The following is a 24617-nucleotide window of genomic DNA, read 5'->3' as shown; positions in this document are numbered from 1 at the left end:
GGCCGGCTCCTTACGGGTTGTCGATCCGAGCCGCTTCGGCAAGGTGAGGGTCGTTCAGGGGATACAGCGGGCTCTTGGCCGCCTGGAGCGCGAGCATCCAGGCTCCCACGCCCAGCGGGCCGAGCAGGCCGGCGAGGTCGATCCAGCTCAGGTGCAGGTGGTGATCCACGTTCGGCATGACGAGCCAGTAGAGGTCGACATAGTGCATCACGAGGAGGAGCACCGACGCCGCGCCGAGCACGAGCGGGCTCCGCTTCGCGTGCCGCGACAGGAGGACGAGGAACGGGATGACGAAGTGCCCGAACAGCAAGGCCAGGCTCACGACGTGCCACGAGCCCTCCCAGCGGTGGCGGTAGAAGATCGTCTCCTCGGGGATGTTCGCGTACCAGATCAGGATGAACTGCGAGAACGCGATGTAGGCCCAGAAGATCGTGAAACCGAAGAGCAGCTTGCCGATGTCGTGCTGGCGCTCGACGTTGCTCACCTTGCGCAGGAGCCCCGCCTTGTGGAGCGCGATCGTGATCAGCGCGAGCGCCGAGAGCGAGCTCGTGGCCGAGCCGGCGAACACGTAGACGCCGAAGATCGTCGAGTACCAGTGCGGGTCGATGCTCATCAGCCAGTCGAACGCCGCGAACGAGATGGTCAGGGCGAAGACGATGACGGCCGGGGCCGCGCCGGCGCGCATCCTCGCGGTGGGCCGGAAATCGGCGCTCTTGTCCTGCGCGCGGGAGGTCTTGATGAACCAGAGCGCGAGGCCCGCCCACGCCGCGAGGAACACCACGGCGCGGATGTAGAAGAAGGTCGGGTTCAGGTAGGGCGCCTTCTGGTGGAGCACATGATCGTTCGCGGCGTCGGGCCCCATCCAGTGATGGTAGATGTCGTGGGCGAGCACCGCGACCGGGAGGAACAGCACGATGCAGGCGGGCAGGATGCCGCTCATCCACTCCATGTGGCGGCGCGCGGCCGCCGACCAGCGCGCGCGGGTCAGGTGCTGGATGATCACGAAGAACAGCGCGCCGAGCGCGATCGTCACGAGCCACGTGAAGCCGGTGAGGTACGAGAACGCAAAGCGCTTCGTGTCCGTCACCGCCGCCGCCGCCGAGAGCACCACGCCGACGATCGCCAGCACCATGCTCCCCGAGACGAGCCGCTTCGCGACCGCCGGATCGAGGACCTTCGTGTCCTCGGCCAGAGCACTTCCGTGGGACTTCATGGAGTTCCGCTCTCCTTCGCGATGTTGCCCCGCTGGGCCTCGGGCACGTCGTCGATGTGCGCGTGCTGGCTGTGCTGCAGCACGCGCACCCACGTGACGATCGCCCACCGGTCCTTGACCGGGATCTGCTTCCGATAAGCCGGCATGTTGCGCACGCCGTTCGTGATGACGTTGAAGATCTCGCCGTCGGGCAGGCCGAGGGCCCGGTCCGACGCGAGGTCGATGGGGGGCGGGTATCCGCGCTTCACCACCATGCCCTGGCCGCTCCCGCTGTGGTCGTGGCACGGGGTGCAGTAGATGTGGAAGCGATCCTGGCCGCGCCGGATCACCGCCTCATCGACGGTGATGGGCGCAAACGCCAGGAACGTCTCGCCGTCCTTCTCCTTGCCGGTGCGGAAGGCCTCGCTCTCGTCGAGCGATCCCTGGGCCACCGTGCCTTCGACGATCGGCCGCATCGCCCGCCCGTCGGGGAACAGGCGCGTACCCTCCTCGGGCTGGAACTTGGGCTGCCAGTCCATGTCTCCGAAGACGTGGATCGGGGGATCGCTGCTCGCCTGTCCACGGCAGCCTGCCAGGACGAGGAGGAGGGGAATGCTCCAGCGCTTCACGACGAGACCTCCCGGATGCCCTGGGCGCCGAGGCGCTGGAGGAGGCTGCGCGTCTCCGTGGAATCGAACTTCGGGTCGCTCGCCTCGACGCTGATGAAGAAGGCGTCGTCGGTCGCGCGCGGGAACGAGGGGTGCGTCATGGTGGGGTGGAACAAGGTGGGCAGGCGCCCGAGCGCGAAGAGCCCGAAGAAGCACGTGAGCGCCGCGAAGAGGACCGTGAGCTCGAAGAAGATGGGGATGAAGGCCTGGTACGAGAATGACTGCTTGCCGCTGATGATGAGCGGATAGTCGTAGTACTGCGTGTACCAGGCGAGCGCGATGGCGCTGGCGAGCCCCGCCGTGCCGCCGCCGAGCACGAGCCACGGCAGCGGAGACGGCTTGAGCCCCATCGCCTTCTCCAGCCCGTGCACGGGGAACGGCGTGTGCGCGTCGAAGCGGCTGTACCCGGCGTCCCGGAGCGCCTCGCACGCGTGATAGATGTCCTTCGGGCTCGTGAAGTAGCCCATGATCCCGAACAGGGCCGACTCCCCGTCCGCCTCCTGCTCGGCCTTGCGCTCCAGCTTGCGCTCGATCGAGAGCGCGGCCTGACCGTGCGGCCCGCTCTCGTGCGGCTCGGAGTACTCCGCGTCGTCCTCGGGCACGTGGCCCTGCGGCTCGATGTCGGGCTGGCTGTCGCGCGCGGAGCCCTTGTGCGCTCGTGCCTCCTCGGCCGAGGCGGGCTTCCCGGAGCGCTTCTGGCGTCGGGCATCGCTGTTACGCTGCATGATGAGCCTCGTCGTTGCTGTGCGAGCCGTGAGGATCGGCCGCCGCCGTGACCCCCTTCACCTCGCTGATCGCGACCATCGGCAGGTAGCGGACGAACAGCAGGAAGAGCGTGAAGAAGAGGCCGAACGAACCGAAGAACGTCGAGATGTCCCAGATGGTCGGGCGGAAGTAGGTCCAGCTCGAGGGGAGGAAGTCGCGGTGGAGGCTCGTCACGATGATGACGAAGCGCTCGAACCACATCCCGATGTTGACCAGGATCGAGAGGATGAACATCGCGGGGATGCTGGTGCGCACCTTCTTGAACCAGAAGAGCTGCGGGAAGATCACGTTGCAGCTCACCATGGTCCAGTAGGCCCAGGCGTACGGGCCGAGGATGCGGTTCCGGAAGGCGAACTGCTCGTAGCCGTTGCCGCTGTACCAGGCGATGAAGAGCTCCATCCCGTACGCGTAACCGACCATGGTGCCGGTCGCGACGATGACCTTGTTCATGTTCTCGAGGTGCCGCATCGTGATGAGGCCCTCGAGGCCGAACGCCTTCCGCGCGAACACCATCAGCGTGACGACCATCGCGAACCCGCTGAAGATCGCGCCCGCGACGAAGTACGGCGGGAAGATCGTCGTGTGCCAGCCGGGGACGATCGAGACGGCGAAGTCGAACGACACGATCGTGTGCACGCTGAGCACGAGCGGCGTCGAGAGCCCGGCGAAGATCAGGTAGGCCTTCTCGTAGTGCAGCCAGTGGCGGTGCGAGCCGCGCCAGCCGAGGCAGAGGATCCCGAAGACGATCTGCTTCGTCCGGGTCGTGGCCCGGTCGCGGATCGTGGCGAGATCAGGGATGAGGCCGACGAACCAGAACAGGGTCGAGACCGTCGCGTAGGTCGAGACGGCGAACACGTCCCAGAGCAGCGGGCTCTTGAAGTTCGGCCAGATGCTCATCTGGTTCGGGATCGGGAACAGCCAGTGGGCGAACCAGATCCGGCCCAGGTGGGCCACCGGGTAGATGGCGGCGCACGCGACCGCGAAGATCGTCATCGCCTCCGCGGCGCGGTTGATGCTCGTCCTCCACTTCTGGCGGAAGAGGAAGAGGATGGCGCTGATCAGCGTGCCGGCGTGGCCGATACCGACCCAGAACACGAAGCCGGTGATGTCCCACGCCCAGTTGACCGTCGTGTTCAGCCCCCAGATACCGATACCGGTACCGACGAGGTGAGCGAGCGAGCCGGCGAGGATAAGGAGGATGCTGAGGGCAAGGCACAGCAGGACGAGCCACCCCGGGGGGCGCTTGCTGAGGATGATGCCCGAGACCTTGTCGGTGAGAGAGCGGAAGTCGTCCTTCCCCTGCACGAGGGGCGCCTCGTCCAAGAGGGCGGCGCGGTCCGAGAGCCGGGGGTGGTCGACCTGGAGGGGTGCTGTGGCGCTCATGCGTCGGCGAGCTCCGGGTTCTTGTTGCGAATCTTGGCGAGGTAGGTGACCCGCGGCTTGGTGTTGATCTCGTCCAGCAGCCTGTAACCGCGCGGGCTAGCGGACGTGGCGGCCACCTGGCTCGTGGCGTCGTCGAGGTCGCCGAAGACGATGGCCTGCGTCGGGCAAGCGCCCTGGCACGCGGTCACGATCTCGCCGTCCTTGATGTGCTCCCGCCCCTCTCGCTTGGCGTCGATCTTGGCGTGGTTGATCCGCTGCACGCAGAAGGTGCACTTCTCCATGACGCCCCGCGATCGGACGGTGACGTTGGGGTTGAACTGCATCTTCCGCTCCTCCGAGTCGGGCTGGCCGTACTCGAGGAAGTTGAAGCGACGGACCTTGTAAGGGCAGTTGTTGGCGCAGTACTTCGTGCCGACGCACCGGTTGTACGCCATGTCGTTCAGCCCCTCGGGGCTGTGCGTCGTGGCGGCGACCGGGCAGACCTGCTCGCACGGCGCGTTCTCGCAGTGCTGGCAGGGGAGCGGCTGCTGGATGCTCTCCGGCTCGTTCGGGTCCGTGCCCTGGAAGTAGCGGTCGATCCGGAGCCAGTGCATCTCGCGCGTCATGCGCACGCCTTCGGCGCCGACGACCGGGATGTTGTTCTCGGCCTGGCAGGCGACCACGCACGCGTTGCACCCGATGCAGGCGTTGAGATCGATGCTCATGCCCCACGCGTGCCCCTGCCGCCGGTTCGGCTCCTTGAACAGGCTGAGCAGCGGCGGCACGTGCACCTGCTTGGCGGCGAACTCCGCGTCCTTCTGGAACTCGTCGAGCGTCCCCTCGCGCGCGAGCGGGCGGCCCTCCATCACGAAGTGCTCCTGCGTGCGCGCCAGCGCCACCACCTCGCCGGCCTTCTCCAGCGAGAAGCCGCCGGCGAGCTCGAAGGCGTCGCTCTTCCGCAGCGGGGTCGTGTCGACGCCGACGCCGTGGCCGACCCGGAGCTGCGCGCGCCGGCCCTGGCCGACGGTGATGCCCACCGAGTCGTCCGCCTGCCCCGGCGCGACGAGGACGGGGATCCGCACCGACGCGCCGCTGCCCGTCAGCGTCACGACGTCGCCGTCCTTCAGGCCGAGCCGCGCCGCCGTCGAGGGCGAGAGGTTCGCGGCGCTGCCCCAGGTGAGCTTCGTCATCGGGTGGGGCAGCTCCTGGAGCCACCCGTTGTTCGCGAACCGGCCGTCCCACGCGTGCACGTCGGGCCGGAAGGTCACCTCCAGGCCCTCGCCCGCGGCGGGCGCGAACGCGCGCAGCGCCTCGATCGCGCCCTGCGCCGCGGCGGCCACCTGCTCGTCCGCGAGCTGGGTGCCCGCGACGAGGCCGTCGTGCAGCGCGCGGCGGAAGTCGTCCTCGGTGCGCTTCGCGCCCTCGGCGGTCAGCCAGGTCGCCCGCACCAGGTCGTACGCCGTCCGCGAGCCGCCGAGCAGCAGCTCGATGACCTCGGCGTCCGTCCTGCCGCCGAAGAGCGGCGCGATGAGCGGCTGCGCGACGCTGGCCGTCCCGTCCTCCGCCCGGACGTCGCTCCACGACTCCAGCGGATGGGCGCGGTTCAGGTGCCATTTGGTGCGCTCGCTCGTCTCGTCGACGTGCGTCGAGACGTGCACGCTCACGGCCACCTTGGCGAGCGCGTCGGCGAAGCGCGCGTCCGCGGGCGCGTCGAAGGCCGGGTTGCCGCCCAGGATGATCAGCGTCTCGACCTCGTTCTTCTCGATGGAGCGCGCGAGCTCGACGAGCGCCTCGGGGCCCTCGCGCGAGTCGTCGAAGGGCGCGACGAGCCGGACCGCCTTGCCCGTGTTGTCGAGGGCGAGGTTGATGAGGTGCACGAGCGCGTGGACCTCCTTCGGCAGCGAGCGCCCGGCCACGAGCGCGCCCTGGCCGCGGTTGGCGGCGAGGTCGGCGGCGATGGCGGCGACGTGCCGCGTCGCCTTGGCGTCGAGCCCCTCCGATTTGCCCTCGAGCGCCTTGAGCAGCTCCGCGTCGAGCGCGACCCCGCGCTTGCCGAGCTCGGTCGCGAGGGCGAAGGCGAAGGCGGGGATCTTGCGGCTCTGGATGCGGAGCCGGTGATCCGCGGCCGCGCCGGTGATCGTGAAGGTGCTCTCGACGGCGTAGAGGCGGTTCATCGCCTTCGGGTCCTTGTCGACCGCGCGGCCCGCCGAGAACGCGCGCGCCTGCTTGAGCGGGCTGCCGTCGGAGGCGAACAGGTCGGCGTCGAGCGCGACGATCACGCGCGCCTTCGTCAGGTCGAGCGTGGTCTCGAGCGGCTTGCCGAACGCGATCCGCGCGCCCTCCCGCGCGGCGTCGCGCGAGAAGGGCTCGTACCGGACGACGCGCGCCTCGGGCAGCGTCTTGCGGAGATCCGCGAGGCGCGCGGCCAGCGTCGGCGACCGGTGCGCCTCGGTCAGGATCGTGAGGCCCTTGCCGCCGCGGCCGCGGAGCTTGTCGCCCTCGGTGCGGAGGAACGCCGCGGCGTCGTCCCAGGACTTCTCGTTCGCGCCCTCGCGCGGCGACTTGCTGCGATCGGGATCGTAGAGGTCGAGGACCGCGGCCTGGGTGTAGAGGGTGGTGCTGCCGAGGCTCTCGGGGTGCTTCGGGTTGCCCTCGATCTTGGTGGGCCGCCCCTCGTGGCTCTCGACGATGACGCCGAAGGCCGTGCCCATCATCGGGAGCGCCGTCGCGAAGAACAGCGGCTTGCCCGGGATGACCTCCTCCGGGGTCCGCGAGTACGGCAGGATCTGCTCGACGGGCCGGCGGCAGCCCACGAGGCCACCGAGCGCGAGCGACGCGCCCATGAGGCTCAGGAACGTGCGCCGCCCGACGCCCTCCGGCGGCTCGAACGCGGCCGGCGGGAACTCGCGCCCGAGCGCGTCGACGAAGTCGGGCGAGCCGGAGAGCTCGTTCAAGCTGCGCCAGTAGGTCTTTCCAGAGAGGTCCTGGGCGAGGGGGAGAGGAGTTCGTTTACTCATCGGTGGCACCCCGAGCAGTGAAGCGGCGCCTGCACCTGCCGCCCGGAGGAAGTGACCGCTGGCACGCGATCGTTGTAAGGCTCGTGGCTCGCCGGGATGCCGGCGCCCGCCATGGCGGCCGTCGCGGGTGCCATATCCATCTTGGTGACGTCGGCGGGATTGCGGAGGTTGGGACCCGGATTGCGGTGGCAGTCCAGGCACCATCCCATCGAGAGCGGCTGGACCTGCCGGACCTTGTGCATCTGGTCCACGCGGCCGTGACAGCTCACGCAGCCGACCCCTGCGGCCAGGTGGGCCGAGTGGTCGAAATAGGCGTAGTCCGGCAGGTTGTGGACGCGCACCCAGGGGATGGGTTGATCCGTCGCCCAGCTCTCCTGGACGAGGAGGAGCTTTTCGCTGTCCCGCCGCACCTTGGCATGACAGTTCATGCACGTCTCGGTGGGGGGAACTGCGGCGAAGCTGGAGACCTCTACTGTGCTGTGACAGTAGCGGCAGTCGATACCGAGGTCGCCGGCGTGCAGCTTGTGGGAATAGTCAACCGGTTGATCCGGCTGATACCCGACCTCGATATGTTTGTTGGTACCGTAGTACCAGAATCCGCCGATCACAGCGGCGCCGAGGGGCAGGACTCCGAAGAGCAGCCCCAACGGAACCACTTTGTTGGCCCATCGTGGGAACAGGAACCGCGCCATAGGGTTGTGGTGGGCGTCGGAGGGACGCGCGGGCGCAGTTATGGCTTGCTGGCGGGGTGCGACAAGACGGCAAAGTGCCGCGTGACTGCGGCAGATTGCCGCTGTGGATAACTGAAGGTCCACGCCGCGGCAGGCCGCCGCGGGGGTGCGGCACTTTGCCGCGGCTACAGGCGTCCGTCCTTACGACACGGGTGCAAACTGGACGCGACACCGGCTTGAAAAATTCTCGAAACGTCGACGCCGGCCGGAGAACGCACCGGGGAAGCCGGCGGAGGAGGGAGGGCTGGCGAGCGAGGGGCCGCCGACCGCGCCGGGGCCGCCTGCCCGGGGGAGCTCAGAACACCGGCGTGAACGTGCGTGGGGCCTTCTTCTTCCGGAGGCATCGGGTCGCCCTGCTCATGTAGCAGACCGTGAAGGCCCGGCGCGGCTGGCCGCTCCGGTTCACGGCGGAGCAGTGCCAGAGGTAGTTGTGGATCAGCAGGGCCTCGCCCGCGCGCGCCGGCAGCGCGATCTTGCGGGCGTCCGCGTCGGCCGCGCGCACGCGGTCGCTCGGAACGACGCCGCCGAGCGGCGTCGCGAGCCCGTCGATGTGGCTGCCTTCCAGCACCTCCACGCAACCGCCGGCTGTGGGGGCGTCGTCGAGCGCGGTCCAGATCTGCAGCTCGGGGTCGCGATCCAGCCCCCAGTAGCTGCCGCCGTCCTGGTGCCAGGGCAGCGGCGTGCCCCCCGACGCGGCCTTGTTGAAGAGCACGGCCCGGTAGATGGAGACCTCTCCCTCGATGAGCGCGCGCGCGATCCTCTCGAAGAGCGGGTTCTCGATCCAGGCGAGGAACAGCGGGTCCTTCTCGAGCTTCTCGAGCTTCCGGTACGACGTGCTCGGCCCCTGGTAGCCCTTGCCGTACGGCAGATCCTCGTAGCGGCCCGACGCGGCGTCGTGCTGGAAGAAGAGCCCGGGGTACGTGACGCGCCCGAGCATCAGGTCATCCGAGCGCGCGCGCAGCGCCGCGAGCCCCGCGTCGGTCATCACGCGCCCGAGGCGGGCGTGGCCGCGGGCGGCGTAGTCGGCCAGGGGGCCCGCGAGATCGAGATCCCTGGCCTCGGGCAGCAGGAGATCGATCATCGCGCGTAGCTCGCGTCGGTGCCCAGGTGATCGCGGTAGAGCGCGTCCATGCGCCGCGCCGCCTCCTTCGAGAGCGGGCGCGCGACGGCGTCGGCCGCCGCGTCGAGGTGCTCTGCCCGGACCGGGCCGACCAGGATGGAGTCGACGACGTCCCGCCCCGCGAGCCAGGCGTACGACAGCGAGATCAGGCTCGTCCCCTCGTCCGCCGCGATCGCGGCGTAGCCGGCCGCGAGCTCGAACATGCGCCTGCTCCAGTACCGGCGCTGGTAGAGGCCGTTGCCCTCGAAGCGCGAGCCCGCCTGCGTCGCCTCCGGCCCGGCGTGCCGCCCCGTCAAGAGCCCGCCGGCGAGCGGGTTGTACACCGCGGTGGCCAGCGCGTACCGCCGCGCGAAGGCGGCGTACTCGACGTCGAGCTGGCGGATCAGCGCGTTGTAGAGCACCTGAGAGACGGCGGGGCGCGGCCTCCCGACGGCGTCGCGGCGCGCGATGATCTCGAGGATCTGCCACGACGCGAAGTTGCTGACCCCGTACTGCAGGATCTTCCCCTGCTCGAGCAGGGCGTCGATCGCCGCCAGCGTCTCCTCGATGGGCGTCTCCGGGTCCGGCGCGTGGAGATAGCAGACGTCGACGTGGTCGGTGCCGAGGCGCGCGAGGCTCTCCTCGACGGCGCGGATCACGCGCTCGCGCCCGAGCCCCTCGGGCCTGCCCCGGAGGCGGCGCAGGCCGACCTTGGTGGCGATCTGCGCCTCGGCCCGGCGGCCCCGGAGCGCCCGGCCGAGGATCCGCTCGGACGCGCCGTCCTGGTAGAGGTTGGCCGTGTCGAACGCGGTGATCCCTCGATCGAGCGCGCGCAGGGTGATGCGCTCGGCCTCCTCGGGCGGCGTGCGGCCGCCGAAGTTCATCGTGCCGACGAGGATCGCGGGCGGCGCGCCCGGGCGCCGCTTCGCCGTCATTCCCGCGCTCACGTCGTCAGCCTTCACGTCAGGCGCCACGCCCCGCTCCTCACGCCCGCGCGACGAGGAGCGCGAGCACGTACACGATGAGCCATACGAGCCACAGGGTGCTCGTCCGCCGCCACCCCAGCCGGAAGCCGTACATCGGCGCGAGCGGCGGCACCACCAGCGCGACGAGCCCGCGCCAGCGCGGCTGGCTCCGGAGCGCGAGCCGCGCGGCCAGCGCGACGTGGGTGGTCACCCAGGCGGCGAACGAAAGGACGAGCGTCGCGGTCGCCGCGATATCCTTCACGGGGCGAAGCCTAGCGTCGCCGGCGCGCCCCGCCTCTGGAAAACGGCGACCCCGGGTGGCGCGGCGACCTCCCGGCGCGCCTCTGGCCCCCGCTCTGTCGCGCTACCAAATCCGGGCTAAGCTTGGGCCGTGCCTCTGCGCAACATGCCGTGTTTTCGTCCTGATTCCTTCCTCACCGCGCGCGCCGCCCCGCTCGCGACCCGCGGCGCGAGGGCGATCGCCGGCGCCGCCCGCGCCCTCGTCGACCGCGACGGCCGCCTCATCCCCCTGAGCCTGCTCGCCGGCGCGGCGTGCAGCGTCGCCGTCGGCGTGGGCGCGGCTCAGGCGATCTCCGCCCCGCCCGACACGTTGCCGATCTCCGAGGTGAAGCCGGGGATGAAGGGATACGGCCTGACCGTGTTCTCCGGCACCACGCCCGAGAAGTTCGACGTCGAGGTCATCTCGACGCTCCGCAACTTCCGGCCGAACCAGGATCTCATCCTCATCAAGACGCAGCACCCGCGCCTCGAGGTCGCTCGCACCGTGGCGGGGATGAGCGGCAGCCCGATCTACCTGAACGGCAAGATGATCGGCGCCTACGCGTACGGCTGGCTCTTCGGCGCGGAGGCGATCGCCGGCGTCACCCCGATCAAGTCGATGCTCGACGAGCTCGCGCGCCCGCTCCCGCGCGGGATCGCCCCGAAGGTCGGCGGCCCGCTGCCCGCCCCGGTGAGCCGCGCCGGTGGTGCGACGCCGCCGCCGCGCGCCGCCGCGCCGGCCCGCCTGCACGGGAGCCACGGCTTTTTGGGGGCCGTCGACGCCTACGATCTCGCCGGCCACGCCGGCCAGATCGCCGCGCGCGTCGCGTCGTCGCTCGCCCCGCCCGAGTCGACGGGCCTCGCGCGCGCCTCGACGCCGGTGATGCTCGGCGGGCTCGGCGGGACGTCGCTGCGCATCGCGAGCGATCTGCTCGGCCCCATGGGGCTCGATCCGATGCAGGCCGGCGGCGGCTCGTCCGCGAACCCGGAGCCGGGCGCGCCGACCAAGTACGTCGACGGGGGGGCCATCGGCGTCGAGCTCGTGCGCGGCGACATCTCCGCGATGGGCATCGGCACGGTCACGCGCGTGTCGGGCGACAAGCTTGTCGCGTTCGGCCACCCGATGATGAACGGCGGCGTCACGAACCTCCCCGCCGCGATCGCGCGCGTCCACTGGATCCTCGCGAGCCAGAACCGGAGCTTCAAGATCGGCGAGGCGGTGCGGCCCCTGGGCACGCTGGTGAACGATCGGCAGGCCGCGATCGTCGTCGACAGCTCGGCGAAGGCGCCGGTCTTCCCGATGCGCGTCCAGATCGACGGCGTGGAGGGCGCGCCGCACCCGACGTGGAATGTCGAGGTCGCGCACGATCAGTTCCTCGCGCCCGCCTTCGTCTCGATGGCCGTCGGCAACGCCGTCGAGGCGACGACGGCCGAGCGGCGGGACATGACCTGGCGCGCGGTGAGCCAGGTGAAGATCGGGCGCTACGGCACCATCTCGCTCGTCGACTTCGGCGCCGGCAACGGCACCCCGCTCAGCAGCGACGATTTCGTCCGCAGCCGGCTCGTCCGGGCGATGGGCGCGCTGCTCAACAACCCCTGGGAGGACGTCTCGATCGAGCGCGTCGACACCCGCGTGAAGGTCACCTTCGACCGCGAGGTCGTCCTGCTGCGCGGCGCGAAGGTGCTCGAGCCGGAGATCGAGGCGGGCGCGCCCGCGCGGATCCGCCTGGATCTCCAGCCTCACCAGGGCCCCATCGAGTCGCGCGTCATCGAGGTGCCGGTGCCGCGCGAGCTCGCCGGCAGCCAGGTGGACATCGATCTCGCGCCCGGCTACGAGGTGGAGCGCCCGATGGCGACCCCGAACAACGTCGCCGAGCTCGTGGCGATGCTGCCGAACCAGACCCACGACGCGGAGAGCGTCGTCGCGACGTTCCGGCTCCGGGAGAACGGCGCGGCGTACCGCGGCAAGGTCGCGTCGCGGCTCCCCCCGGGCGCGATGGACACGCTGCGCCCGAGCTCCGCTTCCGACGCGCCCGAGACCTTCGGCGCGCAGGTGCAGGTGCCGGTGTCCCTCAAGCGCTTCCTGGTCGGGAAAGACTCCGTGAGCGTCACGGTCCGGCCTATCCTCCGCTGAGCCCGCCGGTTTCCCGCCTCCCTCTCTTCCCTGGCCCCCCCTCTCCCTGACCCCCTCCATCTTGCGACCCATGAGCACAGAGCGCTCTTCTGCCCATCCCCGATCGCCTCACCCTCGCCGCACCATCCCCTCTCCGCGCAGGCTCCTCGCCGCCGCCGTCGCCGCCGCGGGGCTCGTGGCGCTGCCGGCCCACGCGGTGGGCACGCGCAGCTTCGAGCTCCGATCGCTCGAGGACCTGAAGGGCGGGGATCTCACCGGCGTCAGCGTGGACTCGAACGGCGCCGTGCGCGCCGGGCTGACGCTCGGCGCGACGCCGCTGCCGGACGCGACGTCCATCTGGAGCTCCGTGGTGCTGCCGGACGGGACGGTGCTGCTCGGCACGGGCAACGAGGGCAAGATCTACAGCGTCTCGGGCGGCCGGGTCGCGCTCGTGGCCACGACCGGGCAGATGGCGGTCAGCGCGCTCGCGCTGGCGTTCGATGGCGACGTCATCGCGGGGACCTTCCCCGAGGGCAAGCTCTTCCGCCTGCCGCGCGGCGCGGGCAACGGCGGCCCGGCGAAGGTGTTCGCCGAGCTCCCCGACACCGAAGACGTGTGGGGCCTCGCGTACGATCCCAGGGCGAAGGCGCTCTACGCGGCGACCGGCTCCGGCGGGAAGCTCTTCCGCGTCGACGCCGCGGGCAAGGCCCAGGTGTACTTCGACAGCGACGAGCCGCACCTCATGAGCGTCGCCGTCGGGGACGACGGCGCCGTCTACGCCGGCTCGAACGGCAAGGCGCTCCTCTACAAGCTCACGGCGCCCGGGCGCGCGACCGTGCTCTACGACTTCGACGCCGACGACGTGAAGGCCATCGCCGTCGCGCCGGGCGCGAAGGGCGGCGCGATCTACGCGATCGCCAACAAGTACGCCGAGGCGTTCGCCCCGCCGAAGCGCAACCGGAGCGGGCCGCCGTCGCCGCAGCCGGCGCGAGCGCAGAAGCCCGGCAAGGGCGTGCTCATGCGCTTCGATCGGAGCGGCGTCGCCGAGAAGATGATGAGCGACGACGACACCCACTACGTCTCGCTCGGCCTCGGCGACGACCTGGCGCCGTACGTCGGGACGGGCGCGGAAGGCCAGCTCTACACCGTGAGCGACAACCACGTCGCGCGGCTCGTCGCCGACACCGACGAGCGCCAGGTCGGCGCCTTCATGATGGCCGGGAAGCGCAGGTTCGTCGCGACCACCGACCCCGCGGTCTTCCACGAGGTGAAGGGCGTCGGCGGCCCGGACGCGGTGTGGACGAGCAAGGTGCTCGACGCCGGGCTGCGGGCCACGTTCGGGCGCCTGGCGTGGCGCTCCGACGGCGCGCTGGAGCTCGAGACCCGGAGCGGAAACACCGACGCGCCGGACGGCACCTGGAGCCCGTGGTCCACAGCGCTCGCCGCGCCGGGCGACGCGAAGAGCCCGCCGGCGCGCTTCGCGCAGATCCGCGCGCGCTGGCGCCGCGATCCGGGCGCGGTGCTCCGCGAGGTGAAGCTCTCGTTCGTCACCGACAACGCGCGCGCCGTGGTCACGTCGATCGAGGCCGCGCCGAAGGGGCAGACCAAGCCCTCTCGCTCGAGCCTCCCGCCCTCGGGCGGGGAGGCGCCGAAGCCCGTGAGCGCGCTCCAGCTGACATGGAAGGTCGACAATCCAGACCAGGACGACCTCCGCTACCGCCTCTCCTACCGGATGGAGGGGCAGTCGACCTGGCGCAGCCTGCTGAAGCCGGGCGAGAAGGTGACGCGCGCCGAGCACGTATGGGACACGACCGCGTTTCCCGAAGGCGAGTACCGCATCCTCGTCGAGGCGAGCGACGAGCTGGCGAACCCGCCCGAGCGCACGCTGCGCCACAGCCTCGAGTCGGGCACCGTCCTTGTCGACAACACGCCGCCGCTGTTCCGGGCGCTCGCGCTGCAGGGGCGCCGGCTCACGGGCGAGGTCGCGGACGGCCTCGGTCCTGTCGCGCGCATCGAGGTCTCGATCGCGGGCCTGGAGGAGTGGCGGCCCATCTTCCCGAGCGACGGCGTCTTCGACGAGGCCGTCGAGCCGTTCGAAGCGGATCTCGGCGCGATCGTGCCGCCTGGCGCGCACCTGATCGCGGTTCGCGCCTATGACAGCGCGGGCAACGTGGTCACCCGCGACATCGAGGCGCGGTAGGCGCCGTCACACACCGTCGCGCGAGGCCCGGCGCTCGGCGCGACACGGGCGTCATGCTTGCGCCAGGGGCGCCCGCAGGCGAGGCGCATCCGTGTCCGCGGCGCGCAGGGTGGCGCCCCCACCCAGGTTGCGCTCGGCGCCCTGGCGACGACACACCGAATGGGCACATTCTGTGAATGCAGGAGGCGACATGATACGCTCATTCCGCTTGTGCTTTTCTGGTAGTCCTGGAATGAGCTCACACCACGCCCGGCTGCTTTCTGGCCTCGTTGCGACCTGGGTTTTCGCGCTCTCCGCGTGCTCGATGGGCGACTTCGATGCGGCGGGTGGGTACGACGACGGCAGCGGGCTGTTCACGGGTGGGGGGGGCGACAGCGAGTCGACCCAATCGGGCGCCAGCCCTCCGCCTGCGAGCGGCAGCGCCAGCGGTACCAGCAGCGGCAGCGGCGGCGGCGTCGTGAGCGAGGACGTCAACATCCCGGCGGCTCCGGAGGCGCAGGATCCCTACACCCGCTTCGCTTACCTGTGCGGCGATGGCTGCACCCCAGGCGGCGAGCCGACCGAGTGCTCGTCGGATGGCGACGCGGGGACCGGGACGGGGACGGGGCTCCCTGCCGCGCAGACGCTGCACTGTCAGCTCGTGCTCGACGACGGCGATGCGATCCCGAGCTGCCGTCCGGCGGGCCGCTTCGAGGCAGGCGGCCCCTGTCACAGCGGCGCCGATTGTGCGGCTGGCCTGGGGTGCGTGGCTGCCGACGGCGAGGGCGGCGTGTGCCGGCAGTACTGCTGCGGTCACGTCGAGAGCTGCGCGGCCGGGACGTACTGCGACGAGCGACCGATGGCCGAGTCGGTCGTCGAGGCGAGCGCTCCGGTCCCGATCCCGGTCTGTGTTCCCGCGATGAACTGCGAGCTCTTGAACGACAGCGTGTGCCCGACGGGCCTCACCTGCACGATCGTCCGCGAGGATGGGACGACGAGCTGCGTGGTCCCCGGCGAGGGGCGGACCGGCGAGCATTGCCCGTGCGCGCCCGGCTTCGTGTGCTCGATGCTGACGAACCAGTGCAAGCAGCTCTGCCGGATCGACAGCAGGGCGCAGGACTGCGGCGCAGGCGCCAAGTGCCAGGGCGGCAGCGCGATCTACCCCGCCGGGTTCGGCGTGTGTGTCAGCACGTCGTAGCCGTCGTCCGCCGCGTCGCTCCGTTAAGAAATGTTGTAGAGCCCGGCTCCCGCGCGGATCGGAGCGGCGGGCGCGCGCCGCCGTGGTCATGCTGGACGCGTGCAGCGGCCGCTCCTCTCCTTCGTCATCTTCATCGCCGTCTTCAGCGCCATCGTGGCGGGCGTCCACTACTACCTCTGGCAGCGCCTGATCCGCGCGCCCGAGCTCGGCCCGCTCTGGCACCGCGTCGGCAGCGTGGCCCTGGTGGTGCTCGCGTCGCTGGTGCCCCTCGGCCTCCTGCTCACCCGCGCGCTGCCCCGGCACATCGCCGGCGTCGTGGCCGGCGTCGTCTACACGTGGGTCGGGCTCGCCGTCCTGCTCTTCTTCCTCCTGCTCACCTCCGAGCTCGTCCGCCTCGGCGCCCACGGCCTCACCGCGATCCTGAACCAGCCGCTCGACGGCGAGCGCCGCACCTTCCTCTCGCGCGCCCTCGCGGGCGCGGCCGGAGCGCTCGCCATGGGCTTCGGCGTCGCCGGCGCCGCGAGCGCCCTCGGCGAGGTCGCCGTCCGCCCGGTGCGCGTCCGCCTCCGCCGCCTCCCCGCGGCGATGTCGGGCTTTCGCGTGGTTCAGCTGACCGACCTCCACATCGGCCCGACGATCGGCCGGGCGTGGCTCGAGCGCGTCGTCGCGCGCGTGAACGCGCTCGAGCCGGATCTCGTCGCGATCACGGGCGATCTCGTCGACGGCTCCGTGGAAGAGCTCCGCGAGCACACAGCGCCGCTCGCCGATCTGCGCGCCAAGCACGGGGTCTTCTTCGTGACGGGCAACCACGAGTACTACTCCGGCGCCGAGGCGTGGATCGCGGAGCTCCGCCGGCTCGGCGTGACGGTGCTGCGCAACGAGCGCGTCTCGATCGGCGACGGCGAGCACGGCTTCGACCTGGCCGGCGTCGACGACTGGAGCTCCCGCGGCATGGGCCGCGGCCATGGCCCCGACCTCGCGCGCGCGCTCGCGGGGCGGGACCCTTCCCGGGAGCTCGTGCTGCTCGCGCACCAGCCCAAGCAGATCCTGGAGGCCGCGGAGCGGGGCGTGGGCCTGCAGCTCAGCGGCCACACCCACGGTGGTCAGATCTTCCCGTGGAACTTCTTCGTGCGGCTCGACCAGCCCTACGTGGCCGGGCTGTCCTCGCACGGCGACAGCCAGATCTACGTGAGCCGCGGCACGGGCTACTGGGGGCCGCCGATGCGCGTCGGCGCGCCGTCCGAGATCTCGCTGATCGAGCTCGAAGGCGCCGCCGCGGCGGAGGCCGCGGCGTGACCCGACCGGGCGCTCACGGGAGCGGGCTCGCCGGGTCTCTCTTGCAGTTGATGACCGGCGCCGGGTAGCTGCTCGGATCGGCGATTCGCTCCATGGCGAAGGTAGAGCCCTTGAGATTCAGGGGGATCGGCCTCGCCGCGCTGCCGGTGACAACGCCACAGATGAAGTCGGCGGGCGCGCAGAGGGAGCCGGTGAGCGTGATGGTGGCCTCGAGCTCGCTGCCGGAGATGGGGTTGGCGTCGCCCGGCACGATGAGCGTGGGCAGCTGCGCGGTGAACTTCCCATCGGCGGTCAGCTCGAAGGGACCCACATCGAACGGCTCGCCCGTGGGCGTCCTGCGATCGGCGGCCGTGAGCGGCTGGAAGGTGAGCGAGAAGCTCAGGCCGCCGTCGCTGGCCTCGGTGGTCAGGCTGGCCACGAAGAGGATAGGGGCCCGCGGGTTGAGATAGGCCGAGAGGCTGAAGAGGAAATCGCCGTCGACCGCGCCCGCCTCCGGCAGGCAGTTGTCCGCTCCGCCACCAGCGCCGCCATTTCCGTCGCCGCCACCACCACCACCCTCGCCGCCGCTGCTCTGGTCTTCGCGGATCGTTGTATCGCGAGCTTCGAAGTCATCGTATCTGCCTTCCGGGTCGGCGCAGCCGATGAGGAGCGCGGTGGAGGTGAGGGCAGCTGAGGCGAGCGTTGTCCGGATGGTGCGGGAGAAAAGCATTTGACACCGTTCGAAAGGTGACATTTGACTTGAGCGGGTAGAACATTCCCCGACGTGGCAGGAGTTGCAACCCTACCATGCAGGGTCCGCCGCAGGCGCCGCATTCCTCCGCCCTCAGAATCGAGAACACCGGATATGTCCATCAACCGCACCTGTTTCGCGATCTCCGTCGGCCTCCTCGGCGGTCTCGCCTGGACCGGATCCGCGCTCGCCGGTGGGTTCGCGACCGCGCGGTTTGGCGGCGAGCACGGCAACCCGATCACGAGCAATCCGACCGCGGTCTACTACAACCCCGCAGGCCTCGCCGAGAGCGAGGGGATTCACCTGTTCCTGGACGGAACCATCGCGCTGCGCTCCGCGTCCTACACGCACGCGGCGGCGGCGACCGATGACGTGACGGTGCCGCAGGCGAACACGGGGAAGGCGACCCTGTTCAACGTGGCTGCCGCGCCGATGCTCGGCGCGTCGGCCAAACTCGGCGACCTGGCGCTGGGCGCCGGCGTCTATGTGCCCTTCGGCGGCGCCGCGTCCTGGGACACGAACGCGGCGTTCGAGGGCAATCGCGAGCTCGCCGGGCCGGTGGACGGGGTTCAGCGCTGGCACTCCATCGAGTCTTCGCTCCAGGCGATGTTCTTCACCCTCGCCGCCGCCTACAAGATCCCGTCGCTCCGCCTCAGCCTCGGCGTCTCGGGCAACCTGATTCGGACCCAGGTGAACACCGTGCGCGCCCGCAACGCCTCCGGCGACAACCTCCTTGCGACCGAGGGGCGCTCGCTGCTCGAGGTGAGCGGCTTCCACGCGAGCTTCGGCGTCGGCGCGCTGGTCGAGGCGGTGCCGGAGCAGCTCTGGATCGGCGCGTCGTACCAGTCGCGGCCGAACGTCACGGGGGGAGAGTCGCTCGAGGGCACGCTCACCAACCGCTTCAGCGGCGTGTCGGGCTCCCCGAGCGACGTGGAGCTGCACGAGGGCCTGCCGGACATCGTGCGGCTCGGCGCCCGCTTCGTCCCGGCGGAGCGCTTCGAGGTCCGGCTCTTCGGCGACTGGACGCGGTGGAGCTCGATGGAAAACCAGTGCCTCACCCAGGTCGGCGCGGCGTGCGCGATCGACAGCGACGGCTTCGCCGGAGAGGGGGCCCGCGTGGTCCAGAACATCGCCCGCCGCTGGAACGACACGTTCGGCGTGCGCGTGGGCTGGAGCCACTGGCCACGGCCCGCGATCGAGTTCTTCGGCGGCCTCGGGTACGACTCCAACGCAGTTCCTGACGAGACCCTGGATCCATCGGGCGTCGATTTCCACGACGTCTCGTTCTCCCTGGGCGGGCGCTTCCATGTCGCGGAGCAGCTGCACCTCGCCGCGTCGTATACCCAGCTGTTCTACGTCGACCGCGACACCACGGGGGACAGCATCACCGCGGGCCTGCACCCCAACTCGAGGGCTCCCGACTCCGGCGGGCACTACACGCAGAACATCGGCGTGCTCAACCTCAACGTCGATGTCGCCTTCTGAGCGCGGAATCTGCGTGCGGAATCTGCGCGCGGAATCTGCGTGCGGTGACCGAGCGCGAGCCCGCGTCGCGGCGGAGCCGCTGCGCCGCGGCGAGGGGCCTCAGGAGGTGAAGCGCCGCGTCCGGCGGAGCAGGCTGAAGATGCGAGCCCCCAGCTCGGGGGCGCGGAAGGGCTTCACCATGTAGTCGTCGGCGCCGCTGGCGAAGGCCTCGACCATGTCCTGCGAAGAGGCGTGCGCCGTCAGGAAGAGGACCGGAAGATCGCGGAGCCCGGGCTCCTGCCGCAGCGTCCGGCACAGGTCGATGCCGGTCATCTTCGGGAGGTTCCAGTCGAGGACGACGAGGTGAAACGGCGAGCCGCGGACCCGCGCCAGCGCCTCTTCCGCGCTGGCGACGGCGACGACGGTGAGCTCGACCGCCTCGAGCATCGCCGACAGGAGCTCGCGGATGTGGGGGTCGTCGTCGACAACGAGGACCCGTGAGCCCTTGCCTTTCAGCCGAGGCGGCGCAGGGGGCGGCGGCGCCCGGCCCGCCGGGCCGGCGCCCTGGACGCCGGCCGGCGCGGCGCCGGCTCCGTCCGCGGCGCGGAGGAGCGCCGCGGCGTCGGTGTCGGGCACGGATCCGGGGCGGGGCGCCTCCGTCCGCGCGAAGTGGGCCAGGCGATGCCAGTCGCGCGGCTCGAACGTGAGCCGCGCCCCCTCCGGTGAGACCGACGCGCACGCCGCGGCCGACGTCGCGCGGCGGTTTTCGCCCAGCTCGAAGATGGCGAGCACCCACTCGCCGTCGGCCACGGCCTCCCCCGCGGGCAGCCCGAGCTCGAGGTCACGCTCCTCCGGATCGCACACGATTTGCTCGAACTGCTGCAGATCCGGGAAGCGGTAGAGGACGCTCCGCACCTCTTGACGCTACACCCGCGCTAGCATCTCGCAAGGGGTCCGACTAAGCTCGCGCCGCGATGTCATTCCTGCGCTGGATGCCGCCGCTCCTCGCGTTGCCGTTGCTCGCGATCGGCGCCACGGGCTGTCCTGGGAACCCGAGCTCGAACGAGCCCAAGCCGGCCGCGAGCCCGGAGGTCACGGTCTCGCTGCCGGGCGTGGACACCTCCTCGCTGACACCCCGCGAGCGCCGGGAGTGGGGGGCACAGGTCTCCGAGCTCCTCTCCCCTTGCCCGGACACGCCCGTGAGCATCGCGCAGTGCGTGAAGGAGCAGCGCGCGTGCAAGGCGTGCCTCCCCGCCGCGCAGCTCCTGCTCGATCAGGTCAAGGACGGCCGGTCGAAGAAGGAGCGCGAGGACGCGTTCCACATGCGCTTCGACGCGAACAAGGTGAAGACGCTCGCCACCGACGGCTCGCCGGAGATGGGGCCGCCCGACGCGCCGATCACGATCGTCGAGTGGGCCGACTTCGAGTGCCCGTTCTGCAGGCTCATGGCGCCGCTGCTCGAGGGGCTCGTGAAGCGCTTCGACGGGCAGGTGCGCCTCGTCTTCAAGTTCTACCCGCTCTCGGCGCACGTCCACGGCGAGCCCGCCGCGCGCGCGGCGACCGCCGCGCTCAACCAGGGCAAGTTCTGGGAGATGCACCACCTCCTCTTCGAGAACCAGGACAAGCTCGAGCAGGCCGACCTCGAGCGTTACGCGCAGCGGCTCAAGCTCGACATGGTGAAGTTCCGCGCCGATCTCGTCTCGACCGACACCAAGGGGCGCATCGACAAGGACAAGCTGCAGGCCGACGGGGTCGGGCTCGAGGGGACGCCCCTCATCTTCATCAACGGCCGCGAGGTCAACCTCCAGCTCCTCACGAACCCCGGCGAGGATCTCGAGGCGTGGGTCAAGCTCGATCTGGAGCTCCTCGGCAAGACGCCGCGGCCTGCGCCCCCGAAGGCAGGCGACGCGCCGCCCTCCGGCAGCGCGATCCCCGCGGCCAGCGCGACCCCTGCTGCCAGCGCGACGCCCGCCGCCGGCACCAGCACGCCGGCGGGCGGCGCGGCGCGCCCCGCGACCTCGGCTGCACCCGTCCAGCCCGCTCAGCCCGCCAAGCCGAGGACGCCGTGAAGGTCGCCGACCCGTGCGGCTGCTTCCCGACGGGCCGGCACTATCCTGGGATCGCGCACCTCCTCAAGGTGCGCGCCGTCGGCGTCGCGTCGGAGATCGACGCGGGCAGCGCCTGGATCGAGCAGCCCATCGCCTTCGTCGACGTCGAGACCACGGGGCGCGATCCGGCGGGTGACAGGATCATCGAGCTCGGCATCGTCATCGGCCGCGCCGGGGAGATCCTGACGCGTTACAACTGGCTCATCCACCCGGGGCGGCCCATCCCCGCGGAGAGCACCGCCATCCACGGGATCAAGGACGCGGACGTCGAGGGCAAGCCGTCGTTCGCCGAGGTGGCGGAGGAGATCCTCGCCTGCTTCAAGGGGGCGATCCCCGCCGCGTACAACGCCACCTTCGACCGCTCGTTCCTGCTCGCCGAGCTCGAGCGCGTGGGCATGCGTCCGCAAGAGCCGCCGCCCGCCATGCGGCGCGAGGTCGACTGGGTCGATCCGCTCACGTTCGCCCGCGAGCTCTACAAGAACGAGGAGAGCCGCGCCCTCGGCGACATGGCCGCGCGGCTCGGCATCTCGCTCGAGAAGGCGCACCGCGCGACGGACGACGCCGAGGCGGCGCTCCAGGTCCTGTACGCGCTCGCGAAGGATCCGCGGGTGCCTCGCGCTTACGGCGGCCTGATCCAGGAGCAGCGGCGGCTGGTCCGCCAGCAGGACGAAGCGCGGAAGTTCTGGCGGAAGGCTCCTGCCGCCGCGCCGCCCCCGACCTCGAAGCCCAGCTGACGTCATGGGGGACGCGCCGAAGCGACGCCTCCCGGTCGTCGGCAGCGGCGCGGCAGGCGCGACGCCCTCCGGCGGCGGCGCGGCGCCCTCCGGCGGCGGCGCGGCGCCCTCCGGCGGCGGCGCGGCAGCGCCGGAGAAGCGCAAGCTCCCCGTGCTGCAGAGCAGCGGCGACGACGAGGGCGAGGACCGGCCGCCGTGGCACTGGATCGCGCTCGGGACGGTGGCGATCTTCATCGCGTGGCTGCCGCTCGCGGGCCTCGTCAACACGCTGCTGCGCAAGATGATCGAGCGGACGGGGGACGCCGGGGCAGAGGGCTCGGTGCGGCTCGCGATGGTGGGGCTCAACGTGATCGCGTTCGCGCTCGCCGGGGTCGCCGGCGGCTACCTCGTGGGGCGGTTCGGCGGGCGCGCCGGGCGGCGCGAGGCCGCCGCGAGCGGCGCCGTCGTCGCGGCGCTCGCCTGGGCGCTCGCCCTCGCCGAGGGCGCGCCGGCGGGCGCGCTGGGGTGGGCGCTGCTGCTGGTCGTGGTGGTCACGATCGGCAGCGCGGCGTCGTACGCCGGCGGCAGCGCCGGCCTCCGATCCCGCGCCGCTTCCGGCCCGCCGCGCTCGCGCTGAGCGCCGCGCCCGCGCGTCGCTGCGGCGCAGATCAGCTCGGACTGAGCGCCACGCCCGCGCGTCGCTGCGGCGCAGATCAGCTCGGATCGAGCTTGCGAATCGGCGCGTTCGCCTCGGGCAGCGCGGCGTAGGCGACGGCCGTGCGAGGGTCGCGCGCGTCGGGGGCGACGTCGAGCAGCGGCCTGAGCGCGAACACACGGCCGCAGAGGCGCGGGTGAGGCACCTCGAGATCCGGCTCCGCGACGGCCTCGCCCTCGATCCAGAGCAGGTCCAGATCGATCGTGCGCGGCCCCCATCGCACGGGATCGGGGCGCGTCCGCCCGAGCGAGCGCTCCACGGCGAGGGTGCGCTCGAGGATCTGGCGCGCGGGCAGCGACGTGGCGATGAGCACCGCGGCGTTCACGTAGTCGCCTTGCGGAGGGCCGCCTGCGGGCGGCGACTCGTAGCGCGACGACTCGCGGACGACGTCGAGATCGGGATCAGCGCCGAGCGCCGCGATGGCGGCGCGGAGGGTCGCCAGGCGATCGCCCAGGCTCGACCCGATCCCGATGACGACGCGCCGGCGGGGCCTCATGGCGAGAACTTACCATGCGCCGCGCGCATCCGGCGGCCCGCGGCGCTCCGCGCGGAGCGCGGGCATCGCTCCGGAGAGCGGCGCGAGGTGGGCTCCGGCGCGCGCGCGGTGGGCTCCGGCGCGCGCCAGGAGGGCGCCGTCGCGATCACTCGCCCGGATCCGAGGCGCGGCGTCCTCCACCGATCCGCCGGCCTTCCGGCCGCGGGGGGAAGACGCGCCGATCCTCGGGGCTGCGGCGCGCGATCGGGGAGCGGCGCTCGACGGACGGATCGCGCTGCGCCGGCTGCGCGCTGCGCTGGAGTCCCACGAACAGCGCGCGCATCTCCTCGAACGTCTCCGGCATGGCGGCGGCCACGGTCGCCGCGTGCGTCCGGCACAGGCTCAGCGAGCGCCCCTGGATGACCACGCGCGCCATCCGCGTCCTCGCGCGAGGATCCCCGGGCGCGCCGCCCTCCCGATCGCCCTGCTCGCCGTCGCTGCAGACGGCACACCGCTCGAATGACTCGCCCATGGGGGAGCCTTCGCAGAGGCGGGCGCTCCGGGCCAACTTTCCGGAGCCAGGTGGCTCACGCGCGCGCGGACCGGCCGCGCGCCCGCTCCTCGGCCCAGGCGATCACCCTCGCCGCCGGATCCGCGCCGGTGAAGCGCCCGAGCTCCTGGATCCCCGTCGGGCTCGTGACGTTCACCTCGGTCAGGCGCTCGCCGATGACGTCGAGGCCCACGAAGAAGAGGCCGTCGGCGCGGAGGCGAGGCGCGACAGCGCGGACGAGATCGAGCTCGCGCGGCGAGAGCTCCGTCGAGACGACGCGCCCGCCGACGTGGATGTTCGAGCGGTGATCGTCGTCGCGGGGCACCCGGAGGATGGCGCCGAGCGGCTCGCCGTCGAGCAAGAGGACGCGCTTGTCGCCGTGGACGACGGCGGGCAGGTACTCCTGGACCATCGCGAGGCGGTGCCCCTCGTTCGTCATCATGTCCGCGATGGCGCGCGCGTTCTTGTCGCGCTCGCTGATCTGCAGCACGCCGAGGCCGCCCGCGCCGTCGAGCGGCTTGATCACCGCCGCGCCGCCGAGGGCGCGCACGAACGCGTGGATCTGCTCGCGGTCGGCGGTCACCAGCGTCCTCGGCGTCCACTCGGGGAAGTTCAGCGCGTAGAGCTTCTCGTTGGCGTCGCGCAGCCCGCGGGGGTCGTTCACGATGAGCGGGCAGCGCCGCGCGCGCTCCAGGATCAGCGTCGCGTACAGGTAGCTGCGATCGAACGGCGGGTCCTTGCGGATGAAGATGGCGTCCACGTCCGCGAGCCGGAGCCGCTCGGGGCCCGCCGCGAGCGAGATGAACGGGGGCGCGTCGCCGATGTGCAGCGGCGAGGCCGAGGCGTGCGCCTCGCCGCCCTCGATCGAGAGGTCGCGCGGCAAGCAGTGGTAGCTCTCGTGGCCGCGCGCCTGCGCCGCTCGGATGAAGGCGAACGACGTGTCCTTGTCGTGCGTCACGCGGCTCAGCGGATCCATGACGAAGACGAAGCGCATGCGG

22 protein-coding genes are annotated in these 24617 nt (G+C 71.5%); 8 read left to right on the top strand and 14 right to left on the bottom strand.

What is annotated here, in order from left to right; translation table 11 throughout:
• Positions 1-10: 10 nt before the first annotated feature.
• The 9 genes from WMF29_RS40530 to WMF29_RS40490 form a co-directional block, all read right to left on the bottom strand.
• Entirely contained in the window at positions 11-1213 is a 1203-nt protein-coding gene (locus WMF29_RS40530; protein ID WP_437325435.1) for a hypothetical protein, read from the bottom strand.
• Positions 1210-1821: a c-type cytochrome gene (locus WMF29_RS40525; protein ID WP_437325434.1), complete on the bottom strand. Its 612-nt coding sequence runs from the start codon at positions 1819-1821 to the stop codon at positions 1210-1212. The genes WMF29_RS40530 and WMF29_RS40525 overlap by 4 nt, the downstream gene beginning before the upstream one ends.
• Entirely contained in the window at positions 1818-2585 is a 768-nt protein-coding gene (locus tag WMF29_RS40520; RefSeq protein WP_437325433.1) for a DUF3341 domain-containing protein, read from the bottom strand. The genes WMF29_RS40525 and WMF29_RS40520 overlap by 4 nt, the downstream gene beginning before the upstream one ends.
• Positions 2575-4008, bottom strand: coding sequence for an NrfD/PsrC family molybdoenzyme membrane anchor subunit (nrfD, locus tag WMF29_RS40515; RefSeq protein ID WP_272102442.1), 1434 nt, complete (start codon positions 4006-4008; stop codon positions 2575-2577). Before nrfD ends, WMF29_RS40520 begins: the two co-directional genes overlap by 11 nt.
• The gene (locus WMF29_RS40510; protein WP_437325432.1) at positions 4005-7004 is read right to left on the bottom strand and encodes a TAT-variant-translocated molybdopterin oxidoreductase; all 3000 of its coding nucleotides are present in this window, start codon (positions 7002-7004) and stop codon (positions 4005-4007) included. Before WMF29_RS40510 ends, nrfD begins: the two co-directional genes overlap by 4 nt.
• Positions 7001-7696: a cytochrome c3 family protein gene (locus WMF29_RS40505; RefSeq protein ID WP_437325431.1), complete on the bottom strand. Its 696-nt coding sequence runs from the start codon at positions 7694-7696 to the stop codon at positions 7001-7003. The genes WMF29_RS40510 and WMF29_RS40505 overlap by 4 nt, the downstream gene beginning before the upstream one ends.
• A gap of 334 nt (positions 7697-8030) precedes the next feature.
• Entirely contained in the window at positions 8031-8816 is a 786-nt protein-coding gene (locus WMF29_RS40500; protein ID WP_437325430.1) for a phytanoyl-CoA dioxygenase family protein, read from the bottom strand.
• Positions 8813-9808, bottom strand: coding sequence for an aldo/keto reductase (locus WMF29_RS40495; protein ID WP_437325429.1), 996 nt, complete (start codon positions 9806-9808; stop codon positions 8813-8815). The genes WMF29_RS40500 and WMF29_RS40495 overlap by 4 nt, the downstream gene beginning before the upstream one ends.
• A 10-nt stretch (positions 9809-9818) precedes the next feature.
• Positions 9819-10061 carry a hypothetical protein gene (locus WMF29_RS40490; RefSeq protein WP_012240189.1) on the bottom strand — a complete coding sequence of 81 codons (243 nt, stop codon included), beginning with the start codon at positions 10059-10061 and terminating at the stop codon, positions 9819-9821.
• 129 nt (positions 10062-10190) lie between these two features.
• Between WMF29_RS40490 and WMF29_RS40485 the strand changes: the two genes are divergently transcribed.
• The 4 genes from WMF29_RS40485 to WMF29_RS40470 all read left to right on the top strand — a co-directional run bounded on the left by WMF29_RS40485 (position 10191) and on the right by WMF29_RS40470 (position 16864).
• A complete protein-coding gene (locus WMF29_RS40485; protein ID WP_437325428.1) occupies positions 10191-12212 on the top strand; it encodes a SpoIVB peptidase S55 domain-containing protein in 2022 nt (673 codons plus the stop codon).
• Between the two features lie 70 nt (positions 12213-12282).
• On the top strand, positions 12283-14391 hold the full coding sequence (locus WMF29_RS40480; RefSeq protein ID WP_437325427.1) for a hypothetical protein: 2109 nt from the start codon (positions 12283-12285) through the stop codon (positions 14389-14391).
• A 304-nt stretch (positions 14392-14695) separates the two neighbouring features.
• Positions 14696-15568 (top strand): hypothetical protein, encoded by an 873-nt coding sequence (locus WMF29_RS40475; protein WP_437325426.1) that lies wholly within the window; start codon positions 14696-14698, stop codon positions 15566-15568.
• Positions 15569-15667: 99 nt separating this feature from the next.
• Entirely contained in the window at positions 15668-16864 is a 1197-nt protein-coding gene (locus WMF29_RS40470; RefSeq protein ID WP_437325425.1) for a metallophosphoesterase, read from the top strand.
• Positions 16865-16877: 13 nt separating this feature from the next.
• Here the strand turns inward: WMF29_RS40470 and WMF29_RS40465 are convergent, their stop codons facing one another.
• Positions 16878-17573 (bottom strand): hypothetical protein, encoded by a 696-nt coding sequence (locus tag WMF29_RS40465; RefSeq protein WP_437325424.1) that lies wholly within the window; start codon positions 17571-17573, stop codon positions 16878-16880.
• A 135-nt stretch (positions 17574-17708) separates the two neighbouring features.
• Here WMF29_RS40465 and WMF29_RS40460 point away from each other — a divergent pair, with 135 nt between their 5' ends.
• Complete coding sequence (locus tag WMF29_RS40460) at positions 17709-19079, top strand: OmpP1/FadL family transporter (protein ID WP_437325423.1); 1371 nt, start codon at positions 17709-17711, stop codon at positions 19077-19079.
• A 99-nt stretch (positions 19080-19178) separates the two neighbouring features.
• Here WMF29_RS40460 and WMF29_RS40455 read toward each other — a convergent pair whose 3' ends face one another.
• The gene (locus WMF29_RS40455; protein WP_437325422.1) at positions 19179-19973 is read right to left on the bottom strand and encodes a response regulator transcription factor; all 795 of its coding nucleotides are present in this window, start codon (positions 19971-19973) and stop codon (positions 19179-19181) included.
• Positions 19974-20032: 59 nt separating this feature from the next.
• On the opposite strand from WMF29_RS40455, the gene WMF29_RS40450 reads away from it, so the two are divergent.
• Genes WMF29_RS40450 through WMF29_RS40440 form a run of 3 tightly spaced genes read left to right on the top strand, consistent with a single transcriptional unit; the run spans position 20033 to position 22516 of the window.
• On the top strand, positions 20033-21127 hold the full coding sequence (locus tag WMF29_RS40450) for a DsbA family protein (protein ID WP_437325421.1): 1095 nt from the start codon (positions 20033-20035) through the stop codon (positions 21125-21127).
• The gene (locus WMF29_RS40445; RefSeq protein ID WP_272102456.1) at positions 21124-21900 is read left to right on the top strand and encodes a 3'-5' exonuclease; all 777 of its coding nucleotides are present in this window, start codon (positions 21124-21126) and stop codon (positions 21898-21900) included. The genes WMF29_RS40450 and WMF29_RS40445 overlap by 4 nt, the downstream gene beginning before the upstream one ends.
• Positions 21901-21904: 4 nt before the next feature.
• Positions 21905-22516, top strand: coding sequence for a hypothetical protein (locus WMF29_RS40440; RefSeq protein ID WP_437325420.1), 612 nt, complete (start codon positions 21905-21907; stop codon positions 22514-22516).
• Positions 22517-22592: 76 nt separating this feature from the next.
• On the opposite strand, the gene folK is transcribed toward WMF29_RS40440, so the two are convergent.
• The 3 genes from folK to gshB all read right to left on the bottom strand — a co-directional run bounded on the left by folK (position 22593) and on the right by gshB (position 24613).
• Positions 22593-23090, bottom strand: coding sequence for a 2-amino-4-hydroxy-6-hydroxymethyldihydropteridine diphosphokinase (gene folK / locus WMF29_RS40435; protein ID WP_437325419.1), 498 nt, complete (start codon positions 23088-23090; stop codon positions 22593-22595).
• A 145-nt stretch (positions 23091-23235) separates the two neighbouring features.
• On the bottom strand, positions 23236-23601 hold the full coding sequence (locus WMF29_RS40430; RefSeq protein WP_272102459.1) for a hypothetical protein: 366 nt from the start codon (positions 23599-23601) through the stop codon (positions 23236-23238).
• 55 nt (positions 23602-23656) lie between these two features.
• Positions 23657-24613, bottom strand: coding sequence for a glutathione synthase (gene gshB, locus WMF29_RS40425; RefSeq protein WP_437325418.1), 957 nt, complete (start codon positions 24611-24613; stop codon positions 23657-23659).
• Between the last annotated feature and the right edge of the window lie 4 nt (positions 24614-24617).

Origin of the sequence: Sorangium sp. So ce381 (genome assembly GCF_051473845.1) — a bacterium.
GTDB classification, from domain to species: domain Bacteria; phylum Myxococcota_A; class Polyangia; order Polyangiales; family Polyangiaceae; genus Sorangium; species Sorangium atrum.
Note: the sequence above shows the minus strand (reverse complement) of the source record. Positions and strands in the feature narration are given on the sequence as shown.

Coding starts and splice junctions, on each gene's coding strand:
- WMF29_RS40465 (WP_437325424.1), bottom strand. CDS start 17,573: ATGCTTTTCTCCCGCACCATCCGGACAACGCTCGCCTCAGCTGCCCTC.
- WMF29_RS40530 (WP_437325435.1), bottom strand. CDS start 1,213: ATGAAGTCCCACGGAAGTGCTCTGGCCGAGGACACGAAGGTCCTCGAT.
- WMF29_RS40430 (WP_272102459.1), bottom strand. CDS start 23,601: ATGGGCGAGTCATTCGAGCGGTGTGCCGTCTGCAGCGACGGCGAGCAG.
- WMF29_RS40475 (WP_437325426.1), top strand. CDS start 14,696: ATGGGCGACTTCGATGCGGCGGGTGGGTACGACGACGGCAGCGGGCTG.
- gshB (WP_437325418.1), bottom strand. CDS start 24,613: ATGCGCTTCGTCTTCGTCATGGATCCGCTGAGCCGCGTGACGCACGAC.
- WMF29_RS40480 (WP_437325427.1), top strand. CDS start 12,283: ATGAGCACAGAGCGCTCTTCTGCCCATCCCCGATCGCCTCACCCTCGC.
- WMF29_RS40500 (WP_437325430.1), bottom strand. CDS start 8,816: ATGATCGATCTCCTGCTGCCCGAGGCCAGGGATCTCGATCTCGCGGGC.
- nrfD (WP_272102442.1), bottom strand. CDS start 4,008: ATGAGCGCCACAGCACCCCTCCAGGTCGACCACCCCCGGCTCTCGGAC.
- WMF29_RS40450 (WP_437325421.1), top strand. CDS start 20,033: ATGTCATTCCTGCGCTGGATGCCGCCGCTCCTCGCGTTGCCGTTGCTC.
- WMF29_RS40510 (WP_437325432.1), bottom strand. CDS start 7,004: ATGAGTAAACGAACTCCTCTCCCCCTCGCCCAGGACCTCTCTGGAAAG.
- folK (WP_437325419.1), bottom strand. CDS start 23,090: ATGAGGCCCCGCCGGCGCGTCGTCATCGGGATCGGGTCGAGCCTGGGC.
- WMF29_RS40505 (WP_437325431.1), bottom strand. CDS start 7,696: ATGGCGCGGTTCCTGTTCCCACGATGGGCCAACAAAGTGGTTCCGTTG.
- WMF29_RS40460 (WP_437325423.1), top strand. CDS start 17,709: ATGTCCATCAACCGCACCTGTTTCGCGATCTCCGTCGGCCTCCTCGGC.
- WMF29_RS40440 (WP_437325420.1), top strand. CDS start 21,905: ATGGGGGACGCGCCGAAGCGACGCCTCCCGGTCGTCGGCAGCGGCGCG.
- WMF29_RS40520 (WP_437325433.1), bottom strand. CDS start 2,585: ATGCAGCGTAACAGCGATGCCCGACGCCAGAAGCGCTCCGGGAAGCCC.